The following is a 23519-nucleotide window of genomic DNA, read 5'->3' as shown; positions in this document are numbered from 1 at the left end:
GCCTCCGGTCGTTGGAATAATTTTTGTACTATAGTGTATAAAAATCGACGCGGCTAGATAATTTTATGCACAACGGTACAAAAAGTGAGAAGCGTTCGCGCGGACGGCCTCGTGGCTACGATTCCGAGCAGGCGCTGCGCGACGCGCGGGACGCGTTCTGGCATGGCGGCTATTCCGGCACCTCGCTCGACGCGCTGAGCGACGCGACCGGCATGAACCGGCCGAGTCTGTACGGCGCATTCGGCGATAAACACGCGCTCTATCTGAACACGCTGGATCAATACATCGAACTCGGGCTTCAGGGGATGGAAGCCGCGCTCGCCGGAGATCGCCCATTGGCGAAGGCCTTGCAGTCGGTGTACGACGCCGCGCTCGCCATGTACCTTCCTCCTGGCGAGGCGCCTCGCGGATGTTTCCTGATCGGTACCGCACTCGTGGAATCAAGAAACGATGGCGAAGTTCGAGACAAGCTCCTCGGCGGCCTGACTACCTACGATCACGCATTCGAGCGGCGGCTGGAACGCGCCAAAGCCGAAGGCGAACTTAGTGCGGACTCGGATCCGGCCATGCTGGCGAAAATCGCCTCGGCAATCCTTCACAGCATCGCGCTGCGCTCGCGTGCGGGCGACTCGAGCGATTCGTTGCGAGCAACCGCCGACGCCGGCATCGCGTTGATCTGTGGCACGCGCGACGAGCCGCCAGCCGATCCGCAACCACGCGGGCGACGCAAAACGAAGTCCTAGATTTTTACCGAAAGCTAGAGGCCGTCGATCAAAGATCCAACGTCACGCCCGCATCGCCGGCAACCGGATGTGCCATGCAAACCAGTGCCGCGCCGGGTTCGATTTGCGCCTCGACTTCGCCGTCGTACTTGACCTTGCCCGACAACAGTCGCGTCGAACACGTCCCGCATACACCTGCTCGGCAACTGGACGGCGCGTCGATACCGTGCGCTTCGGCAAATTCGAGCAAGCTGCCGTCGCGCGGCAGCCATTGAATCGTCCGCTCCGAGCGCGCGAAAGTCACTTGCACAGCGCCGGTGTCTTGCGCCGAAGTCTCAATCGGTTTCGTCTCCGCGTTTACGACAACCGCACGCTTGACGGTCGCCGGACCGAAAGCCTCGAAACGAATCCGCTCATCCGCGACATTCAAGCCGCGGAGGCCCTCATACAGATCACGCATGAACGACTCGGGGCCGCACAGATAGAAGTCATAGTCATCGAACGGAAGCACGCGCTTTAACGCGTCGATAGTCACACGCCCGGCCGACACGCCTTCGGCCAACCCATCGGCGGCGCTATCGAAAAGATGCAAGGACAGCGCCGCATTGCGCGCGGCAAGCTCTTTCAATTGCGCACTGAACGGACGTTCGCGATCGCTGCGCGCGCCGTGAAAGAAGAACAGCCGCTTCGCTCGCGCAACCTCACTGGGAGATGCTGCCAACGCATGCCGAAGCATCGCCATCATCGGCGTGATGCCGATGCCCGCCGAGATAAGGACGGCGGGCCGCGGGCTGTCTTCATCGAAAACGAACGCGCCGCGCGGCTTCATCGCTTCGATTTCCGTGCCGTCAATGAGGTGCTCATGCAGCCATGCCGAAGCCACGCCTTCGCGCTTCACGCTGATTCGATACCGCTGCGGATCGTGCGCATCGGAAAGCGTGTAGGTGCGCGACAAAGGGGTGGCGGAGTCCGACACCGGCACGCGGATCGGCAGAAACTGCCCCGGCTTGTACGGCGACAACGGCACACCGTCGACCGATTCGAAATAGAAGGAGCGAACCGACGCTGTCTCATCGACCACGGCCGCAACCTTCAACTTATGCCAGGGCGATGCAGCCACCGGCTTACGCACCGCCGCCGCAAACTGCGGCGCATACTCGACGTCGGACCAACGGAACGGCAATGCGCTCCGGCTGCGCCGCACTTCCTGCACGTGAAAACGCACGAGCCGTTGCGCGCCTTCGAACGCAGCCAGTTCCGCGCCGTCCCATACGATCTCCGCGCGCGCCGCGATATACAGTAGATCGCCGCTCGCAAAGTCGATGAACAGCAGGCCGGCGCGCGGATCGTGGATCAGGTTGCCGATCGTATTGAAGAAGTTGTTGCCGATAAAGTCGGGCGTCGTCAGCGTGTGCTCATCGTCGACTCGAACGAAGCCTGGCGCGCCACCGCGATGCGACACGTCGACGCCGCGGGCAAGGTCCGCATCTTCCGCAAGATTCGCGCTCGCGATAAAAAACGTATCCGCCCGCGCCAGTAACTCGCGGTCGGCATCACTGAGTTGGGTCGCTATTGCCAGCGGCGTGGCAGATTCAGACGAACTCTGCTCCACCCAGGTCGGCGTACGGCTCTGAATGTACTTATTGCAGTTGCCGAAGCTCTGGCGAACGTCGAGCGTCAACGCGGCCCCGTCCACCGACCTCACGACGCCGTTGATCCGGTTGCGCCTGCGAGTCTGCGGCTGCAGCCCCAGGCCGCCGATCATCGAGCCCTCCCGCCAGCTATCCGCGAGCGGATCGCCGGGCAACACCCCGCCCTCGATGCGCAACGTCTGCGCATCCGGCGACGACACGAAGCCCGGCATGCCGGCGCGCACCGTCGCCCACGGCTGCCCGTGTCCGTCGACACCGCCGAACACCATGAACGGCTGCTCGCTGAAAAACTTGCGATGCTGATCCGGCATGTAGCGGCGAATCCCCCGGCGTCCGGACGCTTCCGCCATGCTTCTCACCCCGGCACGCTGCTGGGCGGCCAGTTCGGCCGCGTGAAACGGCGAGGCGTCGACGCCCCAGCCATTCAGTGGGATAAAGGTGGACATGACCGGACTCCGGTGTCGTGAAAGATCAGCCGCTCATTCGGCGAGCAGCCCCGCTTTTGTCGACGGCATCGCGATGAACCGCGGCAATGCCTCGACGCGGCGCAGCCACGCACGAATGTTCGGATACGGGTCGAGCGACACGCCGCCTTCCGGCGCGTGCGCAATGTAGGTGTGGGCGGCGATGTCGGCAATCGTCACCTGATTGCCCGCCGCGAACGGCTTGTGCGCCAGTTCGCCGTCGAGCACGTCGAACAGCTTGACGGCCAGCTTCTTCGCGGTGTCGTGATCGTGCGGCGCACCAAACACGGTGACGAGCCGCGCCGTGCACGGCCCATAGGCGATCTGGCCGGCCGCGAGCGACAGCCAGCGTTGCACCGCGGCCGCGCCGAGCGGGTCTTCCGGCAGCCACGAGGCGTCGCCGTAACGCTTCGCCAGATACACGAGAATGGCGTTCGAATCGAACAGCGTGATGTCGCCGTCCTGAATCGTCGGCACCTGTCCGAACGGGTTGAGCGCCAGATACTCCGGCTTGCGGTTCTCGCCGGCCTTCATGTCCAGTTCGACCACTTCGAACGGCAGATCGAGCAGGGTCAGAAACAGCTTCACCCGATGGCCGTGGCCGGAAAGCAGGGTCGTATGGAGGCGGATCGGCTGGGCGGGTCGGGCAACGGGCATGACGGGTTCCGGAAAACGTGAAGGAATGGATCGAGCATAATGCGCACGAGCCACCTTGCAGAAGCCTGATAATCCGGGAAACACAATCAATCGAAGATGGACAATCCACCATGGCCGACGTACGCGACGTAAACCTCAACCGCTTGGCGATCTTCGTCGCGGTCGTCGACGCGGGTTCGCTGACCGCCGCGGCAGCGCGTCTGGGTCTCGCCAAGACGATGGTCAGCACGCACATGCAGCGGCTCGAGGCCGAGGTGGGCGCAAGCCTGCTGGTGCGCACGACACGGCGGCTCGGTTTGACCGAAGCGGGCCGCGCATTCTACGACGCGAGCGTGAAGATCCTGCGCGCCACGGAAGACGCGCTGTCGGCGATCGGCGGCGAAACGGCGTCCGTGCGCGGCATGTTGCGCGTGAGCTCGCCGATCGATTACGGTTCGCTTGCCGTCGCGCCGGTGCTCGTCGAACTGCGCCGCACGCATCCGCAACTCAATGTCGAGTTGCTGTGCACCGACCGATATGTGGATCTCATCGCGGACGGCATCGACGTCGCGATTCGCCTCGGCCGGCTGGCCGATTCCAATTACCGCGCGGTGAAACTCGGCAGCTTCGTCAAGTGGGTCGTGGCGAGTCCGGATTTCGTCGAGATATGGGGACAGCCGCAGACGCCCGCCGAATTGTCGGCGATGCCCTTCTGCGCGTTGACGGTCCTGCCGCGTCCGCTGACGCTCGACTTGCAGCGCAACGGAGCTAAAGGCGATGGCGACGCCGAGACCGTGCGCTGTGAAAACGCGTTGCTCGTGAACACCGCCGACGCCTGCCGTGCGGCGACACTTGCCGGCGGCGGCTTCGGCCTGTTGACGGACTTCTCGATCGGCGGCGACATCGCCGCCGGGCGGTTGATTCGCCTGCTGCCGGAATGGGCGACCGAGCCCGCGAGTATTCAGGCTATCTTTCCGCCCACCAGCCATCCTCCGCCAAAAGTGCGCGCGCTGATCGACACGTTCAAGAAGCAGCTCGACCGCGCATCGTGACGGCGTGGATGGTGTCCCGTGACCCGGGACACCGCAAAACCTGAAAACCTTCGCCGCACGTCAGAACGAATGCCGCATGCCGATCCGCACGTCGGTCTGCGTGTTCGATGTGGACGGCGTAAAGCTATAACCGATTACCGCGTTTACGCCATCCGACGCGCGCAGGTAGTCGCCGGAGATATAGACGTCCGTACGCTTGGACAACAGGTAATGGAGCCCAAGCGAGCCCTGGTTCCAGTGATTGCCTTCGAACCGCGTGTGCTGATAGCCGCCGTACAGCATCAACGCGGGCGTGAAGGTGTACGAGGCGCCCGCCTCATAGACCTGCATATGCGAGGTTTCGCCGAGACCCTTGATGGTCGTGTAGGTGAAGTCGCCGCTCAGCATGACGTTGCCTATCGTATAGGCGGCGCCGACCGCGAACGCCCCTTGCTTGTCGACCGGGAACGGCGACGAGCTATACAGGTCCGTCACCGCGCCGGTCGCCGGATCGACGGATACGGTCGGCTTGCCGAGGAACGTGCGCGTGCCGATCATCGCGTATGGGTCGAATGCATAGATGCCGTTCGGGTTGTTCAACTGCGTATAGGCTGCGCCCATGTTGAAGGCGCTATGCTCGTAACGCGCGCCCACGCTCCACGCGCTCTTGTTGTGGAAATCGCCCGCCGTATTGCCGAACGAATACATGCCGCCGAACGAGAAGCCCGCATAGTCGTTGGAGAGAAACTTGACCGAATTCGGCAGCCGGTCGCCGTTCATCCGGTCGAAGTCGCCTTGATGGATCGCGTAGCCGCTCGCCCATGCCGAGATGTTATAGAGGTAGACAAACTCTTCAGTCATGTCGAGCTGATTACCCAGCGAAAGCGTTCCCCAGTTGTTCTTCAAGCCGACATAAGCCTGGCGTCCGAACTCGGCGCCGCCGAATGCTAATTGCCCGTTGCCCAAGTGAAAACCCGATTCGAGCACGAACACGGCCTGCAAGCCGCCGCCGAGATCCTCGACGCCCTTGAAGCCGATCCGGTTGCCGTACGAAATACCGTCATCGAATTTGAACTGGTGAGCCCCGCCGGCATTGTTCACGTAGGTGATGCCGGCATCCAGAATGCCGTACAGGGTGACGCTGCTTTGCGCATGGGCAGCCGTCGGCGCGCATACAGCGCTTGCCGCGATCGCGAGTCCCGAAAGGCTGACGGCATTTCTCTTCTTCATCTAATTCTCCCCTGCTCTTTGCCTGCTTATTTCGTTGGATAAAGCGATCCCTGCTGCGTGCTGTTGACCAGCGCGCGGCACTTCTCGCATGACGGGCAGTTCGAAACCGGCTGAGACCGAGTGAAACGGATTGGAGCTATCTACGATGCATGCAGTGACCAATCATGTCCGCATCGCCGGATCAAGAATACGAGTCCAGATTGACGAGGATTCGACCGGATGCGACATAAATCTGTCGCACGGCGACCTCATCGTTAGGAATGCGGCGGTTATTTCACGCCGAGTGCGGTTTGCACGGCTTGCAGGCCATTGGCGCCGCTGGCTGTGTTCACGCCGTCGAGCCACGACTTCAACAATTCGGGGTGACGCTTGAGCGCTTCTGTCGCCGCCGCGTCCACGCCCGTCTTCTTTTCCAGTACTTCGGTGATCACGCCGTTTTCCAGATCGACGTTGAAGGTGAGTTGCTTGAACAGGCGGCCGATATTCGGACACTGCGCCGCATAGCCACTGCGCGCAACCGTATTGACCGTGGCGCCGCCGTAATTGGGCCCGAAGTACCTGTCTCCCCCATCGAGGTACGTGAGCTTGAACTTCGTGTTCATCAAATGCGGCTCCCAGCCGAGAAAGACAATCCACTTCTTCTCGCGCACCGCGCGCTCGACTTGCGTAAGCATGCCGGTCTCGCTCGATTCGACGAGCTTCCAGTTACCGAGTCCGAACGCCTTGTCGTCGACCATCTTCTTGATGTTCTGATTGGCCGGCGCGCCAGGCTCGATGCCATAAATCTTGCTGTCGAACTTATCGGCATTCTTCGCCAGATCAGCGAACGAATGGATGCCGGCAGCGGCCACATAGTCGGGCACGGCCAGCGTGAACTTGGCGTTGCTCAGATTCGGGTGCACGACCTCGATCGACTTTTCCTCTTCAAATGGTTTGACGACCGGCGCTTGCGCCGGCATCCAGTTGCCGAGGAATACGTCGATCTGCCCTTTCTTCAGGCCTTGATACGTGATCGGCACCGACAGGTTCGCGACGTTCTGTTTGTAGCCGAGCGCCTTCAACAGCACGCCGGTCATCGCATTGGTCGCGTCGATGTCGGTCCATCCCGGCCCCGCCATGTTGACCTGCGCGCACGACTGTGGCTCGGCGGCCGACGCGAAAGTGGCTGCCGCGCACAGTAGCGCAACGCCGGTTACCGCCTGTTTGAAGAGCTTTTTCATTATGTCGGCTTCCTGTTCGTGGGGTGGATGGGGTCGTTAGCAGCGTGAGGATCAACGGGCGACGGCGGGAAAACGCGCCATTGCTTCGAGCGTATCGAGATCGATGTGATTGCGCATATAGCGCTGGCTCGCATCGACGAGCGGCTGCCAGTCCCATGACGCGACCGTGCCTTGCGTCGTGGAAGCAAAATGAAAATGGCGACGCCGCTGGCTTTGCAGCACTTCGTCGTGCAACGCGGCGAGGTCCCAGCGTTGCGCGATTTCCTCACGAAATGCCGCGACCTGTGATGCATATTCACTGCGCGCGGCAAGGTTCTCGCGTTCGAGCGGATCAGCCGCCACGTCGTAGAGTTGATCGGGATCGGCCGGCGTATGAATGAACTTGAAGCGCCCACGCCGCAACATCACAATCGGCGCAATCGCGCCCTCAGCCAGATATTCGCCGATGGCTTCGTCATGGCCGCCTTGAGTCCCCAGCAGATGCGGCACGAGGCTTTGTCCATCGAGCGAATCGGGCCACGCAGCCGGTTGTTCGCCGCGCGCCAGTTCGACCAGCGTCGGCACCAGATCGAGATGCGAGACGGATGCCTGAACGCGATGCGGGTCGAATTGCTGCGGTGCGTGCACGATCAGCGGAACGCGACAACCGCCTTCGAAGAAAGTCATCTTGTACCAAAGGCCGCGCTCGCCGAGCATCTCGCCATGATCGGACGTCACGACGATCACGGTGTCTTTCGCGAGCCCGGCTTGGTCGAGCGCTTCGAGGATCGCGCCGAACTGGTCGTCGACGTAGGAGATCGCGCCGTAGTAGGCGCGGCGCGCATTGCGGATTTGTTGATCGGTGGGCGGCGTGCGATCGGTTTCGCAGACATGGCGCAAGCGCTTCGAGTGCGGGTCGGCGTCTTCGAACGAATCGCGAAACGCGGGCATGTCGATATCTTCGTCGCGATACATGTCCCAGTACTTTTGCGGAATCGCGTACGGGTCGTGCGGGTGCGTCAGCGAGGCGACCATGCAGAATGGCCGCGCGTCTTTGCCCGCATGACGTTCGCGCGCGATGTCGAAGAGTTTCTGACGGGTGGTGAACGTGACCTCGTCGTCAAAGTCGAGTTGATTGGTGCGCACGCATGGGCCCGCGTCGATCACGGAACTCATGTTGTGATACCACGTGGGACGCGCTTCGAAGTTGTCCCAGTCGGGGGTCCAACCGAAGTCGGCGGGATAGATGTCGGTGGTGAGCCGTTCCTCGAACCCGTGCAACTGATCGGCGCCGCAGAAATGCATCTTGCCGGAGAGAATCGTGCGATATCCTTCGGCCCGAAGATAATGCGCGAAAGTCAGCGTCTGCGACGGAAATTCCGCTGCATTGTCATAGGCGCCGATTGCGGAAGGCAGCTTGCCCGACAAAAAGGAGAACCGCGAAGGCGCACACAGTGGACTCGCGCAATAGGCCGATTCGAACACCACGCCCTGTTTCGCGAGGCGATCGAGATTGGGCGTTTTCGTCAGACGGTGTCCGTAAGCGGCGAGCGCGAACGGCGTCATTTGGTCGGCCATCAGAATGAGAATATTCTTCCTGGTGTCAAGCATTGGTGCGTGCCTCGAATAGAATCGCAAGTGTTGGTGCAAATGTCGTGATGGATGCAACTGCGAGCGGCTGCCAGCGTGCCGAGCCCGCCATGTGCACCACTATTGCCGTCCAATTCGCCGCTGTGAAGACGGCAATTCGTTATGTGCCTATAAGAGGGTGTTATGTCGAGACAGGATCGCTTGCCGCCGATGCAGGCGTTGACGGTGTTCGAATCCGCCGCGCGTCTGGCCAGCTTCACGGCGGCCGCGCGCGAGCTGGGTTCGACGCAGCCCGCGGTGAGTCAACGCGTCGTGCAACTCGAGGAAGCGCTGGGCGCACCGCTCTTCGAGCGCGGCCATCGCGGCGTCACGCTCACGGAAGACGGCGAGCGGCTCTTCGAAGCGGTGCGCCACGCGCTGGATACGATTCGCCTCGCCACCAGTGAAATCCGCGCGCGGCGCACGCCGCAAACGCTCACGCTCTCCACCGACTTCGGCTTTGCCACCTATTGGCTGATGCCGCGTCTATCGCAGTTCAAGGCGCTGATGCCGGACGTCGACGTGAAGATCATCACCTCGCAGAACGTGTTCGATCCTTCGCACGATAAGGCGGATATCGCCATTGCGTTCGGCGACGAACACGCGGACTGGACCGCGCGCGGCGTGGTCAAGCTGTTTCCCGAGCGCGTCACGCCGGTGTGCAGCCCCGCCTTTCTCGCGGCGCATCCGTCGTTGCGCACGCCGTCCGATCTGCTGAACCTGCCGCTGCTGCATCTCGAGCCGACCCAGCCGGCGCGCTGGCTGTCGTGGGCCGACTGGTTTGCCGCGCACGAACTGGATGCGCCCGCCGCGCATCGCGGCATCACGTTCAACAGTTTTGCGCTCGTGGCCCATGCGGCGATCATGGGTCAGGGCGTCGCACTGGGCTGGGCGCCATTGATCGACGAACTGCTTGCCACCGGGCAACTGGTCGAACTGTTCGACCCGCCGGTCGTCACCGAGCGCGGCTATCTGCTCGTCACGCAGCGCGCGGCGACACCCGTGGTCGGCGCCTTTCGCCATTGGCTGCTCGGCGAATGCGGGCTCGACGCCGAATGAACGCCTGCGCGCCAGCCTGACGCTCCCGTTCCAGCGCGACGGCGGTTAGCTTCTATCCGCGCGCCCGCCTGATTTGCTCTACTGCGAAGATGCATGCCGCGCCCCGCGGCATCGTCCTATCGTTCAAGTGGAGTGCGCATGCCCGCCGATTCCCGTCCTGATCAGCTGGTTCTCACCGTCGCCTGTCCGAGCGCGGCTGGCCAGGTTGCCGCCGTCGTCGGCTTTCTCGACCGGCATCATTGCTATATCGACGAACTGACCGTTTTCGACGACGACCTCAGCGAGCGCTTCTTCGTGCGCTGCGTGTTTCATGGCGTCGACAGCAGCGAGACGCTGCAAGTCACGGCGCTCAAGCACGAATTCGAGCCGATCGCCGAGCGTTTCCGCATGACGTGGGCGATGCACGACGTCGGCACACGGCCGAAGGTGCTGATCATGGTGTCGAAGCTCGAGCACTGTCTCGCCGACCTGCTGTTCCGCTGGCGCATGGGCGAGCTGAAAATGGACATCGTCGGCATCGGCTCGAATCATCGCGATCTCGAACCGCTGGCGCAGCAACACGGACTGCCTTTCCACCATCTGCCCATCACCGCGGACACAAAGCCGCAACAGGAAGCGCGCCTGCTCGATCTGTTCGAGACGTCGGGTGCCGAGCTGATGATTCTCGCGCGCTATATGCAGATTCTGTCCGGCGAAACGAGCCGTGCGCTCGCGGCGCGCGCGATCAATATCCACCATTCGTTTCTGCCCGGCTTCAAGGGCGCCAAGCCGTATCATCAGGCACATACACGGGGCGTCAAACTGATCGGCGCCACCGCGCACTTCGTCACCGACGATCTCGACGAAGGTCCGATCATCGAACAGGTGGTGGAGCGCGTCGATCATTCGTATAGCCCGGAGCGCTTGCTTGCCACCGGGCGCGACGTCGAATGCATTACGCTCGCGCGGGCGGTCAAGGCGTTTATCGAGCGAAGGGTGTTTATCAACGGGGATCGGACCGTCGTACTGCAATAAACGAAAACGCCGCTAAAAAGCGGCGTTTCCTTTAGACGTTGCCGTTTCATCAAAGCGGCAACGCGTTCACACGAACGGCACAATCACTTCACCCAGCTATCCACCCGATCGCTATGCGCGCTGATCCACGCATCGGCGGCGGCGGTCGGCTTTTCGCCGTTTTGCGTCGCCAGCATCACGCTGTCGATTTCGCCGGGTTTCCATTGAAACTTCTTGAGGAACGCGACCACCGGCGGCGCCTTCTTCTCGAGTTCAGGATTCACGACGCTATCCACGTGCTCCGCTTCGCCGAACACCTTCTTCGGATCGTCGAGGAATTTGAGCTTGTACTTCGCGAACATCCAGTGCGGCTTCCAGCCCGTCACGATGATCGGCTTGCTCGCCGCTTCCGAACGCGCCAGTTCGGCGGTCATCGCGCTGCCCGAGCTCGGCATCAGCGTGTAGTCGAGACCGTAGGCCTTGATCGCCTCGCTGGTCTTTTGCATCACGCCCGCGCCGGCGTCGATACCGACGATGCGCGAACCGAACTCCGACTTCTTCGCTTGCAGATCGCCCAGGCTCTTCACGTCGACGTTATCCGGCACGATCAGCCCGATCTTCGCGTCGTTGAAGTTCGGACCGAGGTCGACCACCTTGTCCTTGAAGTTGTTCCAGTACGCGCCGTGCGTGACCGGCAGCCACGCCGACAGCGTCGCATCGAGGTCGCCGCGCGCCACGCCCTGCCACATCACACCGGCCGCGACCGGCACGAGTGTGACCTGATAGCCGAGGCGCTTCTCGATCACACGGGCAGCCACGTTCGAGGTCGCGACGCTGTCGTCCCAGCCTTCCACGTAACCGATCTTGATGGTCGGCTTGCTATCGGCCGACACGCTCACGCTGCTTGCCGCCAGCGCCGCGCTCAAGGCGCTCAACACGAATATCTTTCTGATCAGTCTCATCGCCGCTCTCCCGTTTGCCGTCAAAACAACCCAATGAGCATTTAGAATCGCCAGCCAGAATTGCCGGGTAGCGTTGTTTTCCGACATCCAGTTGTCCCCACGCGACTTCGTGGCCACTGGACACAGCATCCTTCTCGTCTTACTTATCCACGACGAGATCGCTCAACGGCTTGCTGCAGCACAGCAGCACCATGCCCTGATCGATCTCACGCTGACGAATGCCGCCGGCGTGTTTCATCGCGACTTCGCCCGACACCAGCTTCACCTTGCAAGTGCCGCACATCCCCTGCGTACACGAAGCGGGTAGCCGCACGCCCGCTTTCTTCGCCGCGTCGAGCACGTGTTGGGCGCTGCCGCATTCGATCTCGCGGTTGCTCCTGGCGAAACTCACCTTGAAGCGCGTTTCCGTTTCGACGGAAACGGGCGCCGGTGCGGACGCGGGCGTGAACCCGGACGCCTCTTCGCGCGCCTCGATAAAGCTGTCGGCAGTCACCGGCGCGAGCGCGCCTTGCAATGCGTCCGCGACATGCACGGTGGTCAATTGCGCGGCCACTTCGCTGACCGTCTCGAAGGAAAAACTTTCCTCGTGATAGTGGCTGCGATCGAACCCGCCCTCGTCCAGCAGATTGCGCACTGCTTGCATGTACGGCGCGGGGCCGCAGGTGAAAATCTCCCGCTCCAGATAATCCGGCGCGATGAGCTTGAGCAGCGGCAAGGTCAGAAAACCGGTGACACCTGGCCAATTCGTGCGCGCACCGAGCCGTTCGCACACAAACGCGGTGCGGAAATGGGCCTGATTCGACGCGATCAGATCGAGCTCGCGCGCGAAGATGATGTCGTCCGGCGTACGGGCGCTGTGCACGAACACGATGTCGCTGTCTTCGCCGAGTTCATGATGCGCGCGGCTCATCGACATCAGCGGCGTGATACCCGAGCCGGCCGATAAAAACAGAAACTTGCGCGCCGGATGCCGTGCGCAGGTGAATTCGCCCGACGGCCCGAGCACGCGAACTTCGGCGCCCGCGTGCAGATTGTCGTGCAGCCAATTGGAGACCTTGCCGCCCGGTACACGCTTCACCGTGATCGAGATCGTGTGAGGACGCGTGGGCGGCGAAGAAATCGTATAGCACCGGTTGATCGATTCGCCGTCGATCTCCAACTCCAGCGTAATGAACTGCCCCGGCTCGAACACGAACGCCCGCCCGGACGGCGCGCGAAAGAAAAAGCTCTTCACGTCGTGCGTTTCCTGACGAACCTGGCAGCACACCAGTGTATCGTCGGTATCGCTATTCCAGCGTGGCGGCAACGTCTCCCAGAACCGCGGCTGCGTGACGCGGCTCGCAGCGTGGACCGGAGCCGGCTCGGGGCTGAGCTGAAACGTCGCCTGATCGCGCATCATTGTTTTCTCCGACTCCTGGTTGCGGTGTCGCGCTCAGCGCATGAAGGACACGACTTTTTCGCCGTGCGAAGCCGGCGCGGTATCGCCTGCCTCATGGGTTTGGGGTGCATTGCTGTAATCCGCCATGCGCGCGATGTACCACTCGCAGAACTTTTCGACGAGCCCTTCCGTGAACGGCGAATACGGACCCGGCTCGTACGCGCTGCTCGTCGCGCCGCGTTGCGAGTATTCGACGAGGGCGCGATCCTGATCGTTGGTCGCGCGCCACACGGCGGTGAGGTTATTCACGTCGTAATCGATGCCTTCGCGCGCGTCCTTGTGCACGAGCCACTTGGTGCGCACCAGCGTCTTGCCTGCCGAGAGCGGAATCACCGAAAAGCTGACGATGTGATCGCTCATGAAGTGATGCCACGAATTCGGCTGCGTCCAGAACGACAGGCCGCCGAGATCGGCCTGCTCGAAGCCGCCCAGCAGTTTTTTCGACGCCACTTTCGCGTCGAGCGTCTGCGATTCACCATCGCGATCGAGCGGCAGGCGTTGCGTGCGGAAACCCGTGACCAGATCGGCCAGCCGTTCGATTTCCGCCGAGGGCAGCTTCATCGCTTCCCATTGCGCGGTACGGCGAGCCACCGTCTCTTCGAAGGCGGCCATGCCTTCTTCGTTGGCCGGCGAGCGCTGATAGCCGAAACCGTATTCGTAGAGCGAAATGGTCAGCTCGGGATGGTTCGCGACGCAGTGATAGCACTCGCGATTGTTCTCCATCGTGAGCTTCCAGTTGCCGTCTTCGATAATGTCGATCGAGGCCGCGATCTTGCAGCCGGCCAGATCGTGCGGCAGCAGGTACGGTTCCATTGCGGCACGCATCACGCCGAAGTCGGTCGGCGGATTGTCAGCGAGGCAAATGAAAATCAGGCCCGCCAGATTCTCGACGTGCACGGCCTTAAGGCTATGTTTGCAGCGGTCGAACTGATCGCCCATGTGCTCGGCGAACATCAGATCGCCGTTCAGGTTGTACGTCCAGCTGTGATACGGGCAGACGATATTGCCGAGCGAGCCTTTGTCGGTATTGCACAGGCGCGCGCCGCGATGGCGGCAGACGTTGTGAAACGCCCTCACCTGCATGTCGTCGTCGCGCACGATCAGAATCGAATCGTTGCCGATTTCCACCGTGATGTAATCGCCCGGCTCCGGCACGTCCGGTTCCACCGCGACCTGAATCCAGTGCTGACGGAAGATCGCGTCCATGTCGAGCGCGAAAATATCCTCGCTCGTATAGAACGGCGCTTCCAGCGTGTAATTCTTCTTGCGGCGTTCGATCATTGCGCGAACGTCTGCCGAAACTTTCATTGTGTGCTCCGTTGCATGTCACGTCTGGCGCCGCGCCAGGCCCTCCTGGTCGCATGCTGGCCCGAACCGGAAATCAGTAATCCACGAGTTGATGCTCGCGCAAATACGCCAGAATCACTTGTGCTTTTTCGACAGAACTTCCTTCAATTACGACGCTGCCGCCGCGGCTTTCAGTCGTCGTCGCCGAGAGCATGCGGGCGTGGCCGGAGCGCTTTTCGGCAGCGGCGAGGCGCACCGGTTTCGCGCCCGCCGGGCGCAGGGTCCAGGCGAGGTCGTCGGGGTTGGCGGCGGCCTGCGTGGCGACCGGGCGAATCGAGCCTTCGCGCAAGCGCGCATACGCGTAGGTCGGTGCGGCGTTGGCCAGCGGATGCACGGCAATCAGCGCGGGCAGCCGCACTTCCACGCGACGGCGCAAACCCTTCGGCATGAACTGGCGGACTTCCGCGCAGCCGTCGCGCAGCGCGATGTCAACGGCGGCGCCGACCAACGGCATCTCCAGCGCATTGGCGACGCGATACGGCAGCATGCCGCTGTCGAACGCGCCTTCGGCACACGTGCCGGTCAGAACGAGGTCGTAGCCACGCAGACGCGCAGCCAGCGGCGCGGTTGCGTCGGCTTGCAATTCGGGTGTTGCGGCGATCTCGAGCACTTCGACCGAACGTGCGCCGAGCGCCAGATATTCTTTCAATGCGGGATTGGACGGATCGCCCGCGTGCAGCACGTCGAGCGTCGCGTTGTGCGTTCTGGCGAGCGAGAGCGCCAGGGTTAGCGCGGCGGCGTCGTTGCGGCTGTAGCGCGCAGTGCCGCTCACCGGATGACGGCCCACGGAAACGAGGATGGCGATCTTCATGCGAGCGCTCCTTCGACGACAGCCTTTGAATTGAGCAGCGCCGCACCGGTTCCGCGCGCCGTGCGCGCCGCGGACGCCGCTTCGTTGAGCGCCGCGATGGTTTCCTGCGCGTCCGCGATCAGCGTGAGATTCGCGCGCTTGGCGATCGGCGCGCTGGCGTCCAGATTCACCGCGATCACATGCCGGCAATCCTTGATGCCTTGCAGATGCTGCACCGCGCCGGAAATGCCGAACGCGATATACACACTCGCTTCGACGGTCTTGCCGGTCGCGCCGATCTGCTTGTCGCGGGTGAACTTGCCGTCGTCCACGGCGACGCGGCTCGCGCCGATCGCCGCGCCCAGCGTAGCCGCGAGACGCTCGAACGCCGGCACGTCGCTCACGCCGTTGCCGGCTGACACGATGAAATCCGCCTCTTCGAGCGCGAGTTGCGCGGCGTCGATTTCCTCGATGCCGAGATCGCGCACCACGCCTTGCTGCGAGGCGGGCTCTCCGTCGAAGCGCCACATGACCCGTTCACCCGCACCGACGAACGGCAATTTCGGATCAACCGCGTTGGGCGCTAGCAGCACCACCTCGGGCAGCTTGCGCGCGGCGAACGCTGTATTCGCCTGAACATAGGCCGCCACATGCGCGGCATCGATCTCGACGACATGCGTCGCGACGCTTGCATTCGCGGCGGCGGCATAACGCCGGCCAAGATCGCCGTCGCCGGTCGCGTTATCGGGCAGGAAAATATGGACTGGCGCATACGCCGCGACGCACGCAGCCAGCGCGTTCAGTTCGTCTAGCGGCGCAAAGTTACGGCGATCGAACATCGGCAATTCGATCAGCTTGTCGGCGCCGAGCGCGGCGGCGTCGCCGCTGAACTCGCCGAATACCAGCAGCACGACTTCGGTTGCCGAATCGGCGATCAAAGCAGCGCCAGCCAGAGTTTGACGTGCGTGATCGTCCAATGCGCCACGGTCGGCATGCGCGGCCACGAGTATCACGCGCTGCGGCACAGCTGTGCTCCGGCGCGGTTTGGCCTGTTCACGATGCGAGGCGCCGCCGTGCGTGGCAAATTCCAGTGAACCAGTTACGCCCGTCACGCCGAGCGTGATGCGTTTGAGTCCGTCTGCCGTGATCGTGAACGGACGGCGCGGATCGATTCGTTTGAGAGTGTTCATCGCGTTACTCCAGCGCCGCTGCAACCAGTTCGGCGACGTCCAGCACTTCCGGACGCGGCCCGACCACGCCTTCGAGCATCGCCGTGCAATTCGGACAGCCCACCGCGACGATCTCCGCGCCGACGGTTTTCGCGTCGTCGATACGGATATCCGGAATACGCCGCTTGCCCGGAATGTCGGTTAGAGGCGCACCACCGCCACCGCCGCAGCAGCGTCCGCGCATACCGTTGCGCTCCATCTCCACGACCTTGATGCCGATGGTCTTCAGCAAACGGCGCGGCGCTTCCGTTTCACCGTTATAGCGGCCCAGATAGCACGGGTCGTGATACGTGATCTTGCGATCCGCGAAGGCGGCCACCGCGCGCGGCGTCAGCTTGCCGCTCGCGACCAGTTGCTCGATCAGCGCCGTGTGATGCTGCACTTCATAGAAGCCGCCGAGCGCGCGATACTCGTTGCGCAGGCTATGCAGCACGTGCGGATCGGCGGTGACGATCTTGCGGAACGAGTACTGCGAAAGCGTGCCGATCAGCTTCTGCGCGAGTTGCTGGAAAGTCGCTTCGTCACCGAGGCGGCGGGCCGTGTCGCCGGTATCCGTTTCCACGCCGCCCAGCACCGCATAGTCGATACCGGCGCGATTCAGTACTTTGACCAAAGCGCGCAGCGTGCGCTGATAGCGCATGTCGAACGCGCCTTCGCCTGCGATCAGCAGCACATCCACCGGACGCCCCGGCTGCGCGACCTGCACCTGCAGATCAACGGCCCAGTCGTAACGCGCGCCGATGTCGTAGCCGTTCGAGCTGCCCGCCTCGCGCAGATTCGCGAGCGTGATCGGGCCTTTGCCCGGCACGCTGCCTTCCACCAGCGTCTGATTGCGGCGCATATCCACGATCGCGTCCACGTGCTCGATCAGCATCGGGCACTCCTGCACGCATGCGCGGCAGGTCGTGCAGGACCACAGCGTGTCCGCTTCGATCAGACTGGAAATCAGCGGCTTGCCCGGCGCGCCAGCATGCTTGCCGACTGGAATGCCTGGCGTGGGACTGCCCGCGTATTCCGCATCCGTGCCGCCCACCATGCCCGTGACCAGATCCTGAATCAGCTTCTTCGGATTGAGCGGCTGACCGGCGGCGAACGCGGGACACGCCGCTTCGCACTTGCCGCACTGCACGCACGCATCGAAACTGAGCAACTGGTTCCAGCGGAACTCGACCGGCTTGCCTACACCGTATTCTTTCGCGTCGAGCAGCGGCGCTTTCAATGCGGTAGGCGGCACCACGTCGGTGTCATTGCGCTCGGCGAAACGCTCCTGGCGCGGATGAAACGCGAGGTGCAGCAAACCGGCGAGCGCATGCTTCATCGGACCGCCGCGCGCCGCGCCGAACGTCATCGCAAACGCGCCCGCCGCGATCAGCAGCGCGACGATGATCGCCAGCGCGCCGGACATCGCGCCGGCAGGCAGCGCGATAAAGAGCACGAGGCCGAGTGCGAACGATCCAAGCAACAGCGGCAAATGATCCCAAGGTCCGCGCGAGAGCCGGGCCGGCACCGCTTTCGCGCCGTGACGGCGGCGCCAGACGAACACCGCGCCGACCAGCATCACGAGCGCGGCGAGAAAGATCAGCTTGTCGAGCCACGGCGAGTAAATCGCCAGACCGTAGTTGACGAACACCAGCGCCATCGCGAGAATCGCGCCGCCCGCGGTCGCCACGTGCGTTTTGGCAATGTACGGATCGCGCGCCACCACATGATGCAGATCGACGAAATAGCGCTTGGGAATCGTCAGCAGATTGGCCCAGCCGTATGCGCCCGCCGCCGTGGCGCGGCCTTCGCGCCAATACGCGGCGCGTTTGACGAGCGCGAACGCCAGACCTGCTACCGACAACCACAGCAGGACGGTGATGACAAACACGGGGCTCATCGTCAGAAATCCTTGCAAAGGCGCAGCGCATCGTAGATCGCGCCGTGAATGTTGTGCATGGAAATGCAGTCGCCGACACGGAACAGCAGGAAGCGGCCATTGCCGAGCTCTTCGCCCAAAGACGGTTGCGGCTCGGAGGCGAACAGCTTGTGCACGTCCACCTGACCGCGATTCACCGACTCCGGCTTGAGCTTCCAGTACAACTCGTCATTCGGCGTGCTGCCGTTTTCGATCACCACCTGATCGACCGCGCGCTCTTCCTGCTCCTCGGTGTACTCGTTGCGGATCACGGCGATCTTCTTGCCGTCTTCCTCGTAGACCTTGTCGAGCCAGTAGTTCGGCGTGTGGATCACGCCTTGCGCGTAGAGCCGCCGGTAGAAAATCGGGAATGTGGTCCCGCCTACGTCGTCGGCGACCTTCACGTCCGGCGTCACGATCTCGACGTTCGAGCCGCGGCTCGACATGAAATCGGCCACGCCCGCGCCGGCATGCGTGCTGACGCCGTCGTACACCAGCACGTTCTTGCCCGGTTCGACCTTACCCGAGAGCACATCCCACGAACTCACGGCGAGGCCTTCGTCGACGCCCCACGCCGCCACTTGCGACGTGAACGACGAACCGCCCGTGGCGAGCACGACGATGTCCGGCTTCTCGGCCATGATGGTTTGCTCGTCGGCGGCGACACCGAGGCGCCGGTCCACGCCGAGGCGCTTCGTCTCCATGTCGAACCAGCGCACGATGCCCGCCATCTGTTCGCGTTGCGGCGCTTTCGCGGCCAGCATGATCTGGCCGCCGACGTAGTCGTTCTTCTCGAACAACACCACGTCATGACCGCGCGACTTCGCCACACGCGCCGCTTCGAGTCCCGCCGGACCCGCGCCGACCACGACCACCTTGCGCCTCGGCCCGCGCGTCTTGGCGATCACGTGCGGCATTGTTTCTTCGCGCGAGGTCGCGGCGTTCTGTACACAGAGCACGTCGAGCCCGTTGTACTGGCGGTCGATGCAATAATTCGCGCCGACGCACTGCTTGATTTCGTCCTCGCGGCCGTCGCGGATCTTGATGACCATATGCGGATCGGCGATCTGCGCGCGCGTCATGCCGACCAGATCGACCATGCCGCTGGCCAGCAGCCGCTCGGCCTGGCCCGCGTCGCGAATGCTTTGCGCGTGCATGACGGGCAGCTTCACCACCGACTTGATGCCCGCCGCGAGATGCACGAAAGGCTCGGGCGGCAGCGCCATGGGCGGCATGCAGTTGGCCAGCGTGTTATGCGTGTCCGCGCCGGAGCCGATCACGCCGAGGTAATCGATCAGGCCGGTTTCGCTCATCGCCTGGGCGATTTCCTTCAGTTGCTCGTGGTCGAGCCCGTCTTCGTGGAACTCGTCGCCGCACATCCGCAAGCCGATGCAGAAATCCGCACCCACTGCTTCACGCACGGCCTTCAACACTTCGGTGCCGAAACGCAGACGGTTTTCGAGCGAACCGCCCCATTCATCGGTACGGAAGTTGGTGCGCGGGCTCCAGAACTGATCGATCAGATGCTGGTGCGCCGCCGAGATTTCCACGCCGTCCATGCCCGCATCTTTCACACGCTTCGCAGCCGCTGCGAAATCGCTGATGATGCGGCGGATTTCCTCGACTTCGATGATCTTCGCATTGCCGCGATGCACCGGCTCACGTACGCCCGACGGCGACATCAGATGCGGCCAATGCTCGCCATGAAAAGCCGAGCGGCGTCCCATGTGCGTGGCCTGAATCATGATTTTCGCGCCATGCGTGTGCATCGCTTCGGCGAGCCGCGCGAGCGGATCGATGATCTTGTCGGTCGACAGGTTCACCGACTTCCACCAGCCTTGCGGGCTGTCGATCGACACCGGACTCGATCCGCCGCACACCGCGAGGCCGACGCCGCCCTTGGCCTTCTCCTCGTAGTAACGGATATAGCGGTCGCCGGGCAGGCCGCCTGGTTCCGCATAGACCTCCGCGTGCGCGGTGCTGACGATGCGGTTACGCAAGGTCAGCTTGTTCAGCGTGAGAGGCTTGAAAAGGTTCGGGTAACGCATCGCGATCGACCTCGGAATGGAGTACTTTTTTGCGCTGTGTCGTGCGCGGTCAGGAAGCGCGCGGCGACACTTCGAACACGCAGTGGTCGTGGTGCTCGGCCGCGCATTGCGCTTCTCTCGAATGGGACGGCGGCCCCTTGCGCGAGGCGTCCGGCGCGGTGTCGTTGACCCAGTCCATCGCGCCCGCGAACCAGCCGGCGAACATATAGCAGAGCTTGCCGACCTTGCCCGGCTGCGCCAGCACGAACGACGAATGATGCAACTCGATGCGCGCGTGCGAACTCGACGGATCGGCTTCGGTGATCGTGAAGATGCCCCAGCCGCGTTGCGACAGACGCTTCAGGTAATGCTCGAACACGGCCATGCCGGCAATGCCGTGCTGCTTCGCTTCCTTGTCGCACCAGAAATACGCGGACTTGTAGCCGGCTTTGTAGAGAATCTCGGCATACGTATCGAGTCCGAGTGCTTCTTCCACGGCGGTGTGGTTGTTCGTGAAGAAGTGACGCGGCACATATAGCATCGGTAGTGCGTCGGTGGTCCAGACGCCGGTGTTCGCATCGACGTCGATAGGCAGTTGGGGTTGCATGTGGAGGCTCCGTTTTTATGTGTACGAGTGAGATTTCATTAGCGATGCAAGGTCACACCTTCCACACTTCCCCAAACACCCGTACCCAGTTTTCACCCATGATCTTCTTGATGCGTGTCTCGCTCCAGCCGGCGCGTTCCATCGCGGCCGTCAGGTTCGGAAACTCGCCAATCGTGCGGATGCCTTCCGGATTCACCACCTTGCCGAAGTTCGTCAACTGGCGATAGCGGCCTTTGTCGTGCGTGATCCAGTCGAAGAACTCGGTGCTATAGCCTTGCGTGAAATCGGTGCCGATGCCGACCTGGTCTTCGCCGATCAGATTCACCACGTATTCGATCGCTTCGATATAGTCCTCGACGGTCGCGTCCGGACCGCGCTTGAGGAACGGCGCGAACATCGTCACGCCGACGAATCCGCCTGCGTCCGCAATCTCTTTCAGTTGCTCGTCGCTCTTGTTGCGCGGATGCTCTTTCAGACCCGACGGGCAGCAATGCGAGTAGCACACCGGCTTGTTCGACGCCGCAATCGCTTCAGAGGAAGTCTTGCCGCCCACATGCGAGAGATCGACCATGATGCCGGCGCGGTTCATCTCCTGGATCACTTCGCGGCCATAGCCCGACAGACCGCCGTCGCGTTCATAGCAACCCGTGCCCACCAGGTTCTGCGTGTTGTAGCAAAGCTGCACCACGTTCACGCCGAGGTCCTTGAACGCTTCGATATAGCCGAGGTTGTCCTCGAAAGCATGCGCGTTCTGAAAGCCGAAAATGATGCCCGTCTTGTTCTCTTTCTTCGCGCGGAAGATGTCGTCCGTGGTGCGCACGAGCGTGAGGATCTCGCCGTACTCGCGGATCTGCTGCTTCATCTCGGCGATGTTGTCGACGGTCTTCTGGAAGCTCTCCCACACCGAGACCGTGCAGTTCACCGCGGTCACGCCGCCCTTGCGCATGTCCTCGAACACGGAGCGCTCGAACTTCGAAATGTTCAGACCGTCGATGATGATGCTGTTGTCGTGCAAAGTGCTCATCGTTTGCTCCAGGCGTGCTTAGTAAATGGGAAAGCGCTCGCACAGCGCGAAAATCTCGCGGCGCACGCGTTGTTCGGTGGCGGCATGCCCTTCGGGGTGCTCACGCAGCGAGTCGAGCACGTCGACGATCAGCCGGCCGATTTCGCGGAATTCGCTCACGCCGAAGCCACGCGTGGTGCCCGCGGGCGTGCCGAGGCGGATGCCCGAGGTGATCGTCGGCTTCTCGGTGTCGAAAGGAATGCCGTTCTTGTTGCAGGTGATGCCCGCGCGCTCCAGCGCCTGCTCGACCTGGTTGCCCTTCAGGCCCTTGGGCCGCAGATCGACCAGCAGCAGATGGTTGTCCGTGCCGCCCGTGACCAGATCGACGCCGCCCGCCTTGAGCACCTCGCCGAGCGCCTGCGCATTGGCGAGCACACTGTCGATGTAGGTCTTGAAGCCCGGTTCCAGCGCCTCGCCGAACGCGACCGCCTTGCCGGCGATCACATGCATCAGCGGGCCGCCCTGCAAGCCGGGGAACACGGCCGAGTTGATCTTCTTCGCGATGTCTTCGTCATTCGTCAGCACAAAGCCGCCGCGCGGGCCGCGCAGTGTCTTGTGCGTGGTCGACGTGACCACGTGCGCGTGCTCCACCGGATTCTGGTGACGCCCCGCCGCGATCACCCCGGCGATATGCGCCATATCCACCATCAGCTTGGCGCCGACGCCGTCGGCGATCGCGCGCAGCCGTGCGAAGTCCAGCGCGCGCGGATAAGCCGAGAAGCCGGCGATCAGCAGCGCGGGCTTGTGTTGCTGCGCGAGTTCCTCGATCTGCTCGTAATCGATCAGCATCGTGTCGCGATTCACGCCGTACTGCACCGCGTTGAACCACTTACCGGACATGGCCGGTTTCGCGCCGTGCGTCAGGTGGCCGCCGGCGTCGAGCGACATGCCGAGCACCGTGTCGCCCGGCTTCACCAGTGCGAGCATCACCGCGCCGTTCGCCTGTGCGCCGGAATGCGGCTGCACGTTGGCGAACTTCGCGTTGAAGAGTTGCTTGATGCGATCGAGCGCCAGCGTTTCGATCACGTCGGCGTATTCGCAACCGCCGTAGTAACGCTTGCCCGGATAGCCTTCCGCATACTTGTTGGTCAGCACCGAGCCCTGGGCTTCGAGCACCGCGCGCGACACGATGTTTTCCGACGCGATCAGTTCGACTTGCGACTGCTGGCGCTCGAGCTCTTTCAGAATGGCGCCGCGCACCGCCGTGTCGCGCGTGGCCAGCGATGCTTCGAAGAAAGGATTCGGGTTCGACATGGAAGGTCCGTGGAGTCGTTGACGGAAGGCCGGAAGCCGCGCCAGGGCCTTGCTTCGCCCCTGCTACTGCCGGTGTGCATTGCGTCTATTCTTGACGCTCGACCCGCACGTCAATTTATGAATTCAGACGCGTTCTTTGCCTTTTCCGCCATACGCGTCCTTTTTTCACAAGTCGACGCTGCCGCGCGCTTTCGTTCATGGTCGAACGAGCGTGCGGAACGCGGGGTCGTGCTGCACTGCACGCGAACGCCCGTGCGCGCTTCAGGTGCGAGAGCGGACCTCCGCGGCGC

19 protein-coding genes are annotated in these 23519 nt (G+C 62.7%); 4 read left to right on the top strand and 15 right to left on the bottom strand.

What is annotated here, in order from left to right:
- Positions 1 to 65 precede the first annotated feature (65 nt).
- Positions 66 to 743, top strand: a complete 678-nt coding sequence (locus P0D73_RS29385) for a TetR/AcrR family transcriptional regulator (RefSeq protein WP_408434018.1) — start codon at positions 66 to 68, stop codon at positions 741 to 743.
- 28 nt (positions 744 to 771) lie between these two features.
- Here the strand turns inward: P0D73_RS29385 and P0D73_RS29380 are convergent, their stop codons facing one another.
- Both P0D73_RS29380 and P0D73_RS29375 read right to left on the bottom strand, forming a co-directional pair.
- Positions 772 to 2820 (bottom strand): pyridoxamine 5'-phosphate oxidase family protein, encoded by a 2049-nt coding sequence (locus P0D73_RS29380; protein ID WP_408434015.1) that lies wholly within the window; start codon positions 2818 to 2820, stop codon positions 772 to 774.
- Between the two features lie 33 nt (positions 2821 to 2853).
- Positions 2854 to 3495, bottom strand: coding sequence for a glutathione S-transferase family protein (locus tag P0D73_RS29375; RefSeq protein ID WP_408434012.1), 642 nt, complete (start codon positions 3493 to 3495; stop codon positions 2854 to 2856).
- Between the two features lie 110 nt (positions 3496 to 3605).
- Here P0D73_RS29375 and P0D73_RS29370 point away from each other — a divergent pair, with 110 nt between their 5' ends.
- Positions 3606 to 4526, top strand: a complete 921-nt coding sequence (locus P0D73_RS29370; protein WP_408434009.1) for a LysR family transcriptional regulator — start codon at positions 3606 to 3608, stop codon at positions 4524 to 4526.
- A gap of 60 nt (positions 4527 to 4586) precedes the next feature.
- Here the strand turns inward: P0D73_RS29370 and P0D73_RS29365 are convergent, their stop codons facing one another.
- From P0D73_RS29365 to betC, 3 genes are all read right to left on the bottom strand, one after another.
- The gene (locus P0D73_RS29365) at positions 4587 to 5735 is read right to left on the bottom strand and encodes a porin (RefSeq protein ID WP_408256197.1); all 1149 of its coding nucleotides are present in this window, start codon (positions 5733 to 5735) and stop codon (positions 4587 to 4589) included.
- Between the two features lie 269 nt (positions 5736 to 6004).
- Entirely contained in the window at positions 6005 to 6955 is a 951-nt protein-coding gene (locus P0D73_RS29360; RefSeq protein ID WP_408434006.1) for a choline ABC transporter substrate-binding protein, read from the bottom strand.
- 51 nt (positions 6956 to 7006) lie between these two features.
- The gene (gene betC / locus P0D73_RS29355; RefSeq protein ID WP_408434003.1) at positions 7007 to 8545 is read right to left on the bottom strand and encodes a choline-sulfatase; all 1539 of its coding nucleotides are present in this window, start codon (positions 8543 to 8545) and stop codon (positions 7007 to 7009) included.
- Positions 8546 to 8707: 162 nt separating this feature from the next.
- On the opposite strand from betC, the gene P0D73_RS29350 reads away from it, so the two are divergent.
- On the top strand, positions 8708 to 9622 hold the full coding sequence (locus P0D73_RS29350; RefSeq protein ID WP_408288640.1) for a choline sulfate utilization transcriptional regulator: 915 nt from the start codon (positions 8708 to 8710) through the stop codon (positions 9620 to 9622).
- A 138-nt stretch (positions 9623 to 9760) separates the two neighbouring features.
- Complete coding sequence (purU, locus tag P0D73_RS29345) at positions 9761 to 10636, top strand: formyltetrahydrofolate deformylase (RefSeq protein ID WP_408288637.1); 876 nt, start codon at positions 9761 to 9763, stop codon at positions 10634 to 10636.
- An 83-nt stretch (positions 10637 to 10719) separates the two neighbouring features.
- Here purU and P0D73_RS29340 read toward each other — a convergent pair whose 3' ends face one another.
- From P0D73_RS29340 to P0D73_RS29295, 10 genes are all read right to left on the bottom strand, one after another.
- A complete protein-coding gene (locus P0D73_RS29340; protein ID WP_132377108.1) occupies positions 10720 to 11577 on the bottom strand; it encodes a glycine betaine ABC transporter substrate-binding protein in 858 nt (285 codons plus the stop codon).
- Positions 11578 to 11716: 139 nt separating this feature from the next.
- Complete coding sequence (locus P0D73_RS29335; RefSeq protein WP_408315157.1) at positions 11717 to 12976, bottom strand: FAD-binding oxidoreductase; 1260 nt, start codon at positions 12974 to 12976, stop codon at positions 11717 to 11719.
- 33 nt (positions 12977 to 13009) lie between these two features.
- Positions 13010 to 14323, bottom strand: a complete 1314-nt coding sequence (locus P0D73_RS29330; RefSeq protein ID WP_408288627.1) for an aromatic ring-hydroxylating oxygenase subunit alpha — start codon at positions 14321 to 14323, stop codon at positions 13010 to 13012.
- 73 nt (positions 14324 to 14396) lie between these two features.
- Positions 14397 to 15173: an electron transfer flavoprotein subunit beta/FixA family protein gene (locus P0D73_RS29325; RefSeq protein WP_408179160.1), complete on the bottom strand. Its 777-nt coding sequence runs from the start codon at positions 15171 to 15173 to the stop codon at positions 14397 to 14399.
- Positions 15170 to 16342 carry an electron transfer flavoprotein subunit alpha/FixB family protein gene (locus tag P0D73_RS29320; RefSeq protein WP_408434000.1) on the bottom strand — a complete coding sequence of 391 codons (1173 nt, stop codon included), beginning with the start codon at positions 16340 to 16342 and terminating at the stop codon, positions 15170 to 15172. Before P0D73_RS29320 ends, P0D73_RS29325 begins: the two co-directional genes overlap by 4 nt.
- 4 nt (positions 16343 to 16346) lie before the next feature.
- Positions 16347 to 18260 (bottom strand): (Fe-S)-binding protein, encoded by a 1914-nt coding sequence (locus P0D73_RS29315; protein ID WP_408433997.1) that lies wholly within the window; start codon positions 18258 to 18260, stop codon positions 16347 to 16349.
- A gap of 2 nt (positions 18261 to 18262) precedes the next feature.
- Positions 18263 to 20326 (bottom strand): oxidoreductase, encoded by a 2064-nt coding sequence (locus tag P0D73_RS29310; protein WP_408433994.1) that lies wholly within the window; start codon positions 20324 to 20326, stop codon positions 18263 to 18265.
- A 49-nt stretch (positions 20327 to 20375) separates the two neighbouring features.
- The gene (locus P0D73_RS29305; RefSeq protein ID WP_408224254.1) at positions 20376 to 20912 is read right to left on the bottom strand and encodes a DUF5943 domain-containing protein; all 537 of its coding nucleotides are present in this window, start codon (positions 20910 to 20912) and stop codon (positions 20376 to 20378) included.
- Positions 20913 to 20964: 52 nt separating this feature from the next.
- Positions 20965 to 21936 carry a dipeptidase gene (locus P0D73_RS29300; RefSeq protein ID WP_408288610.1) on the bottom strand — a complete coding sequence of 324 codons (972 nt, stop codon included), beginning with the start codon at positions 21934 to 21936 and terminating at the stop codon, positions 20965 to 20967.
- 18 nt (positions 21937 to 21954) lie between these two features.
- Positions 21955 to 23229: a serine hydroxymethyltransferase gene (locus P0D73_RS29295; protein WP_408433991.1), complete on the bottom strand. Its 1275-nt coding sequence runs from the start codon at positions 23227 to 23229 to the stop codon at positions 21955 to 21957.
- Positions 23230 to 23519: the final 290 nt, after the last annotated feature.

The sequence above is a fragment of the Paraburkholderia sp. RL18-101-BIB-B genome (assembly GCF_046026985.1).
Taxonomy (GTDB): Bacteria; Pseudomonadota; Gammaproteobacteria; order Burkholderiales; family Burkholderiaceae; genus Paraburkholderia.
Note: the sequence above shows the minus strand (reverse complement) of the source record. Positions and strands in the feature narration are given on the sequence as shown.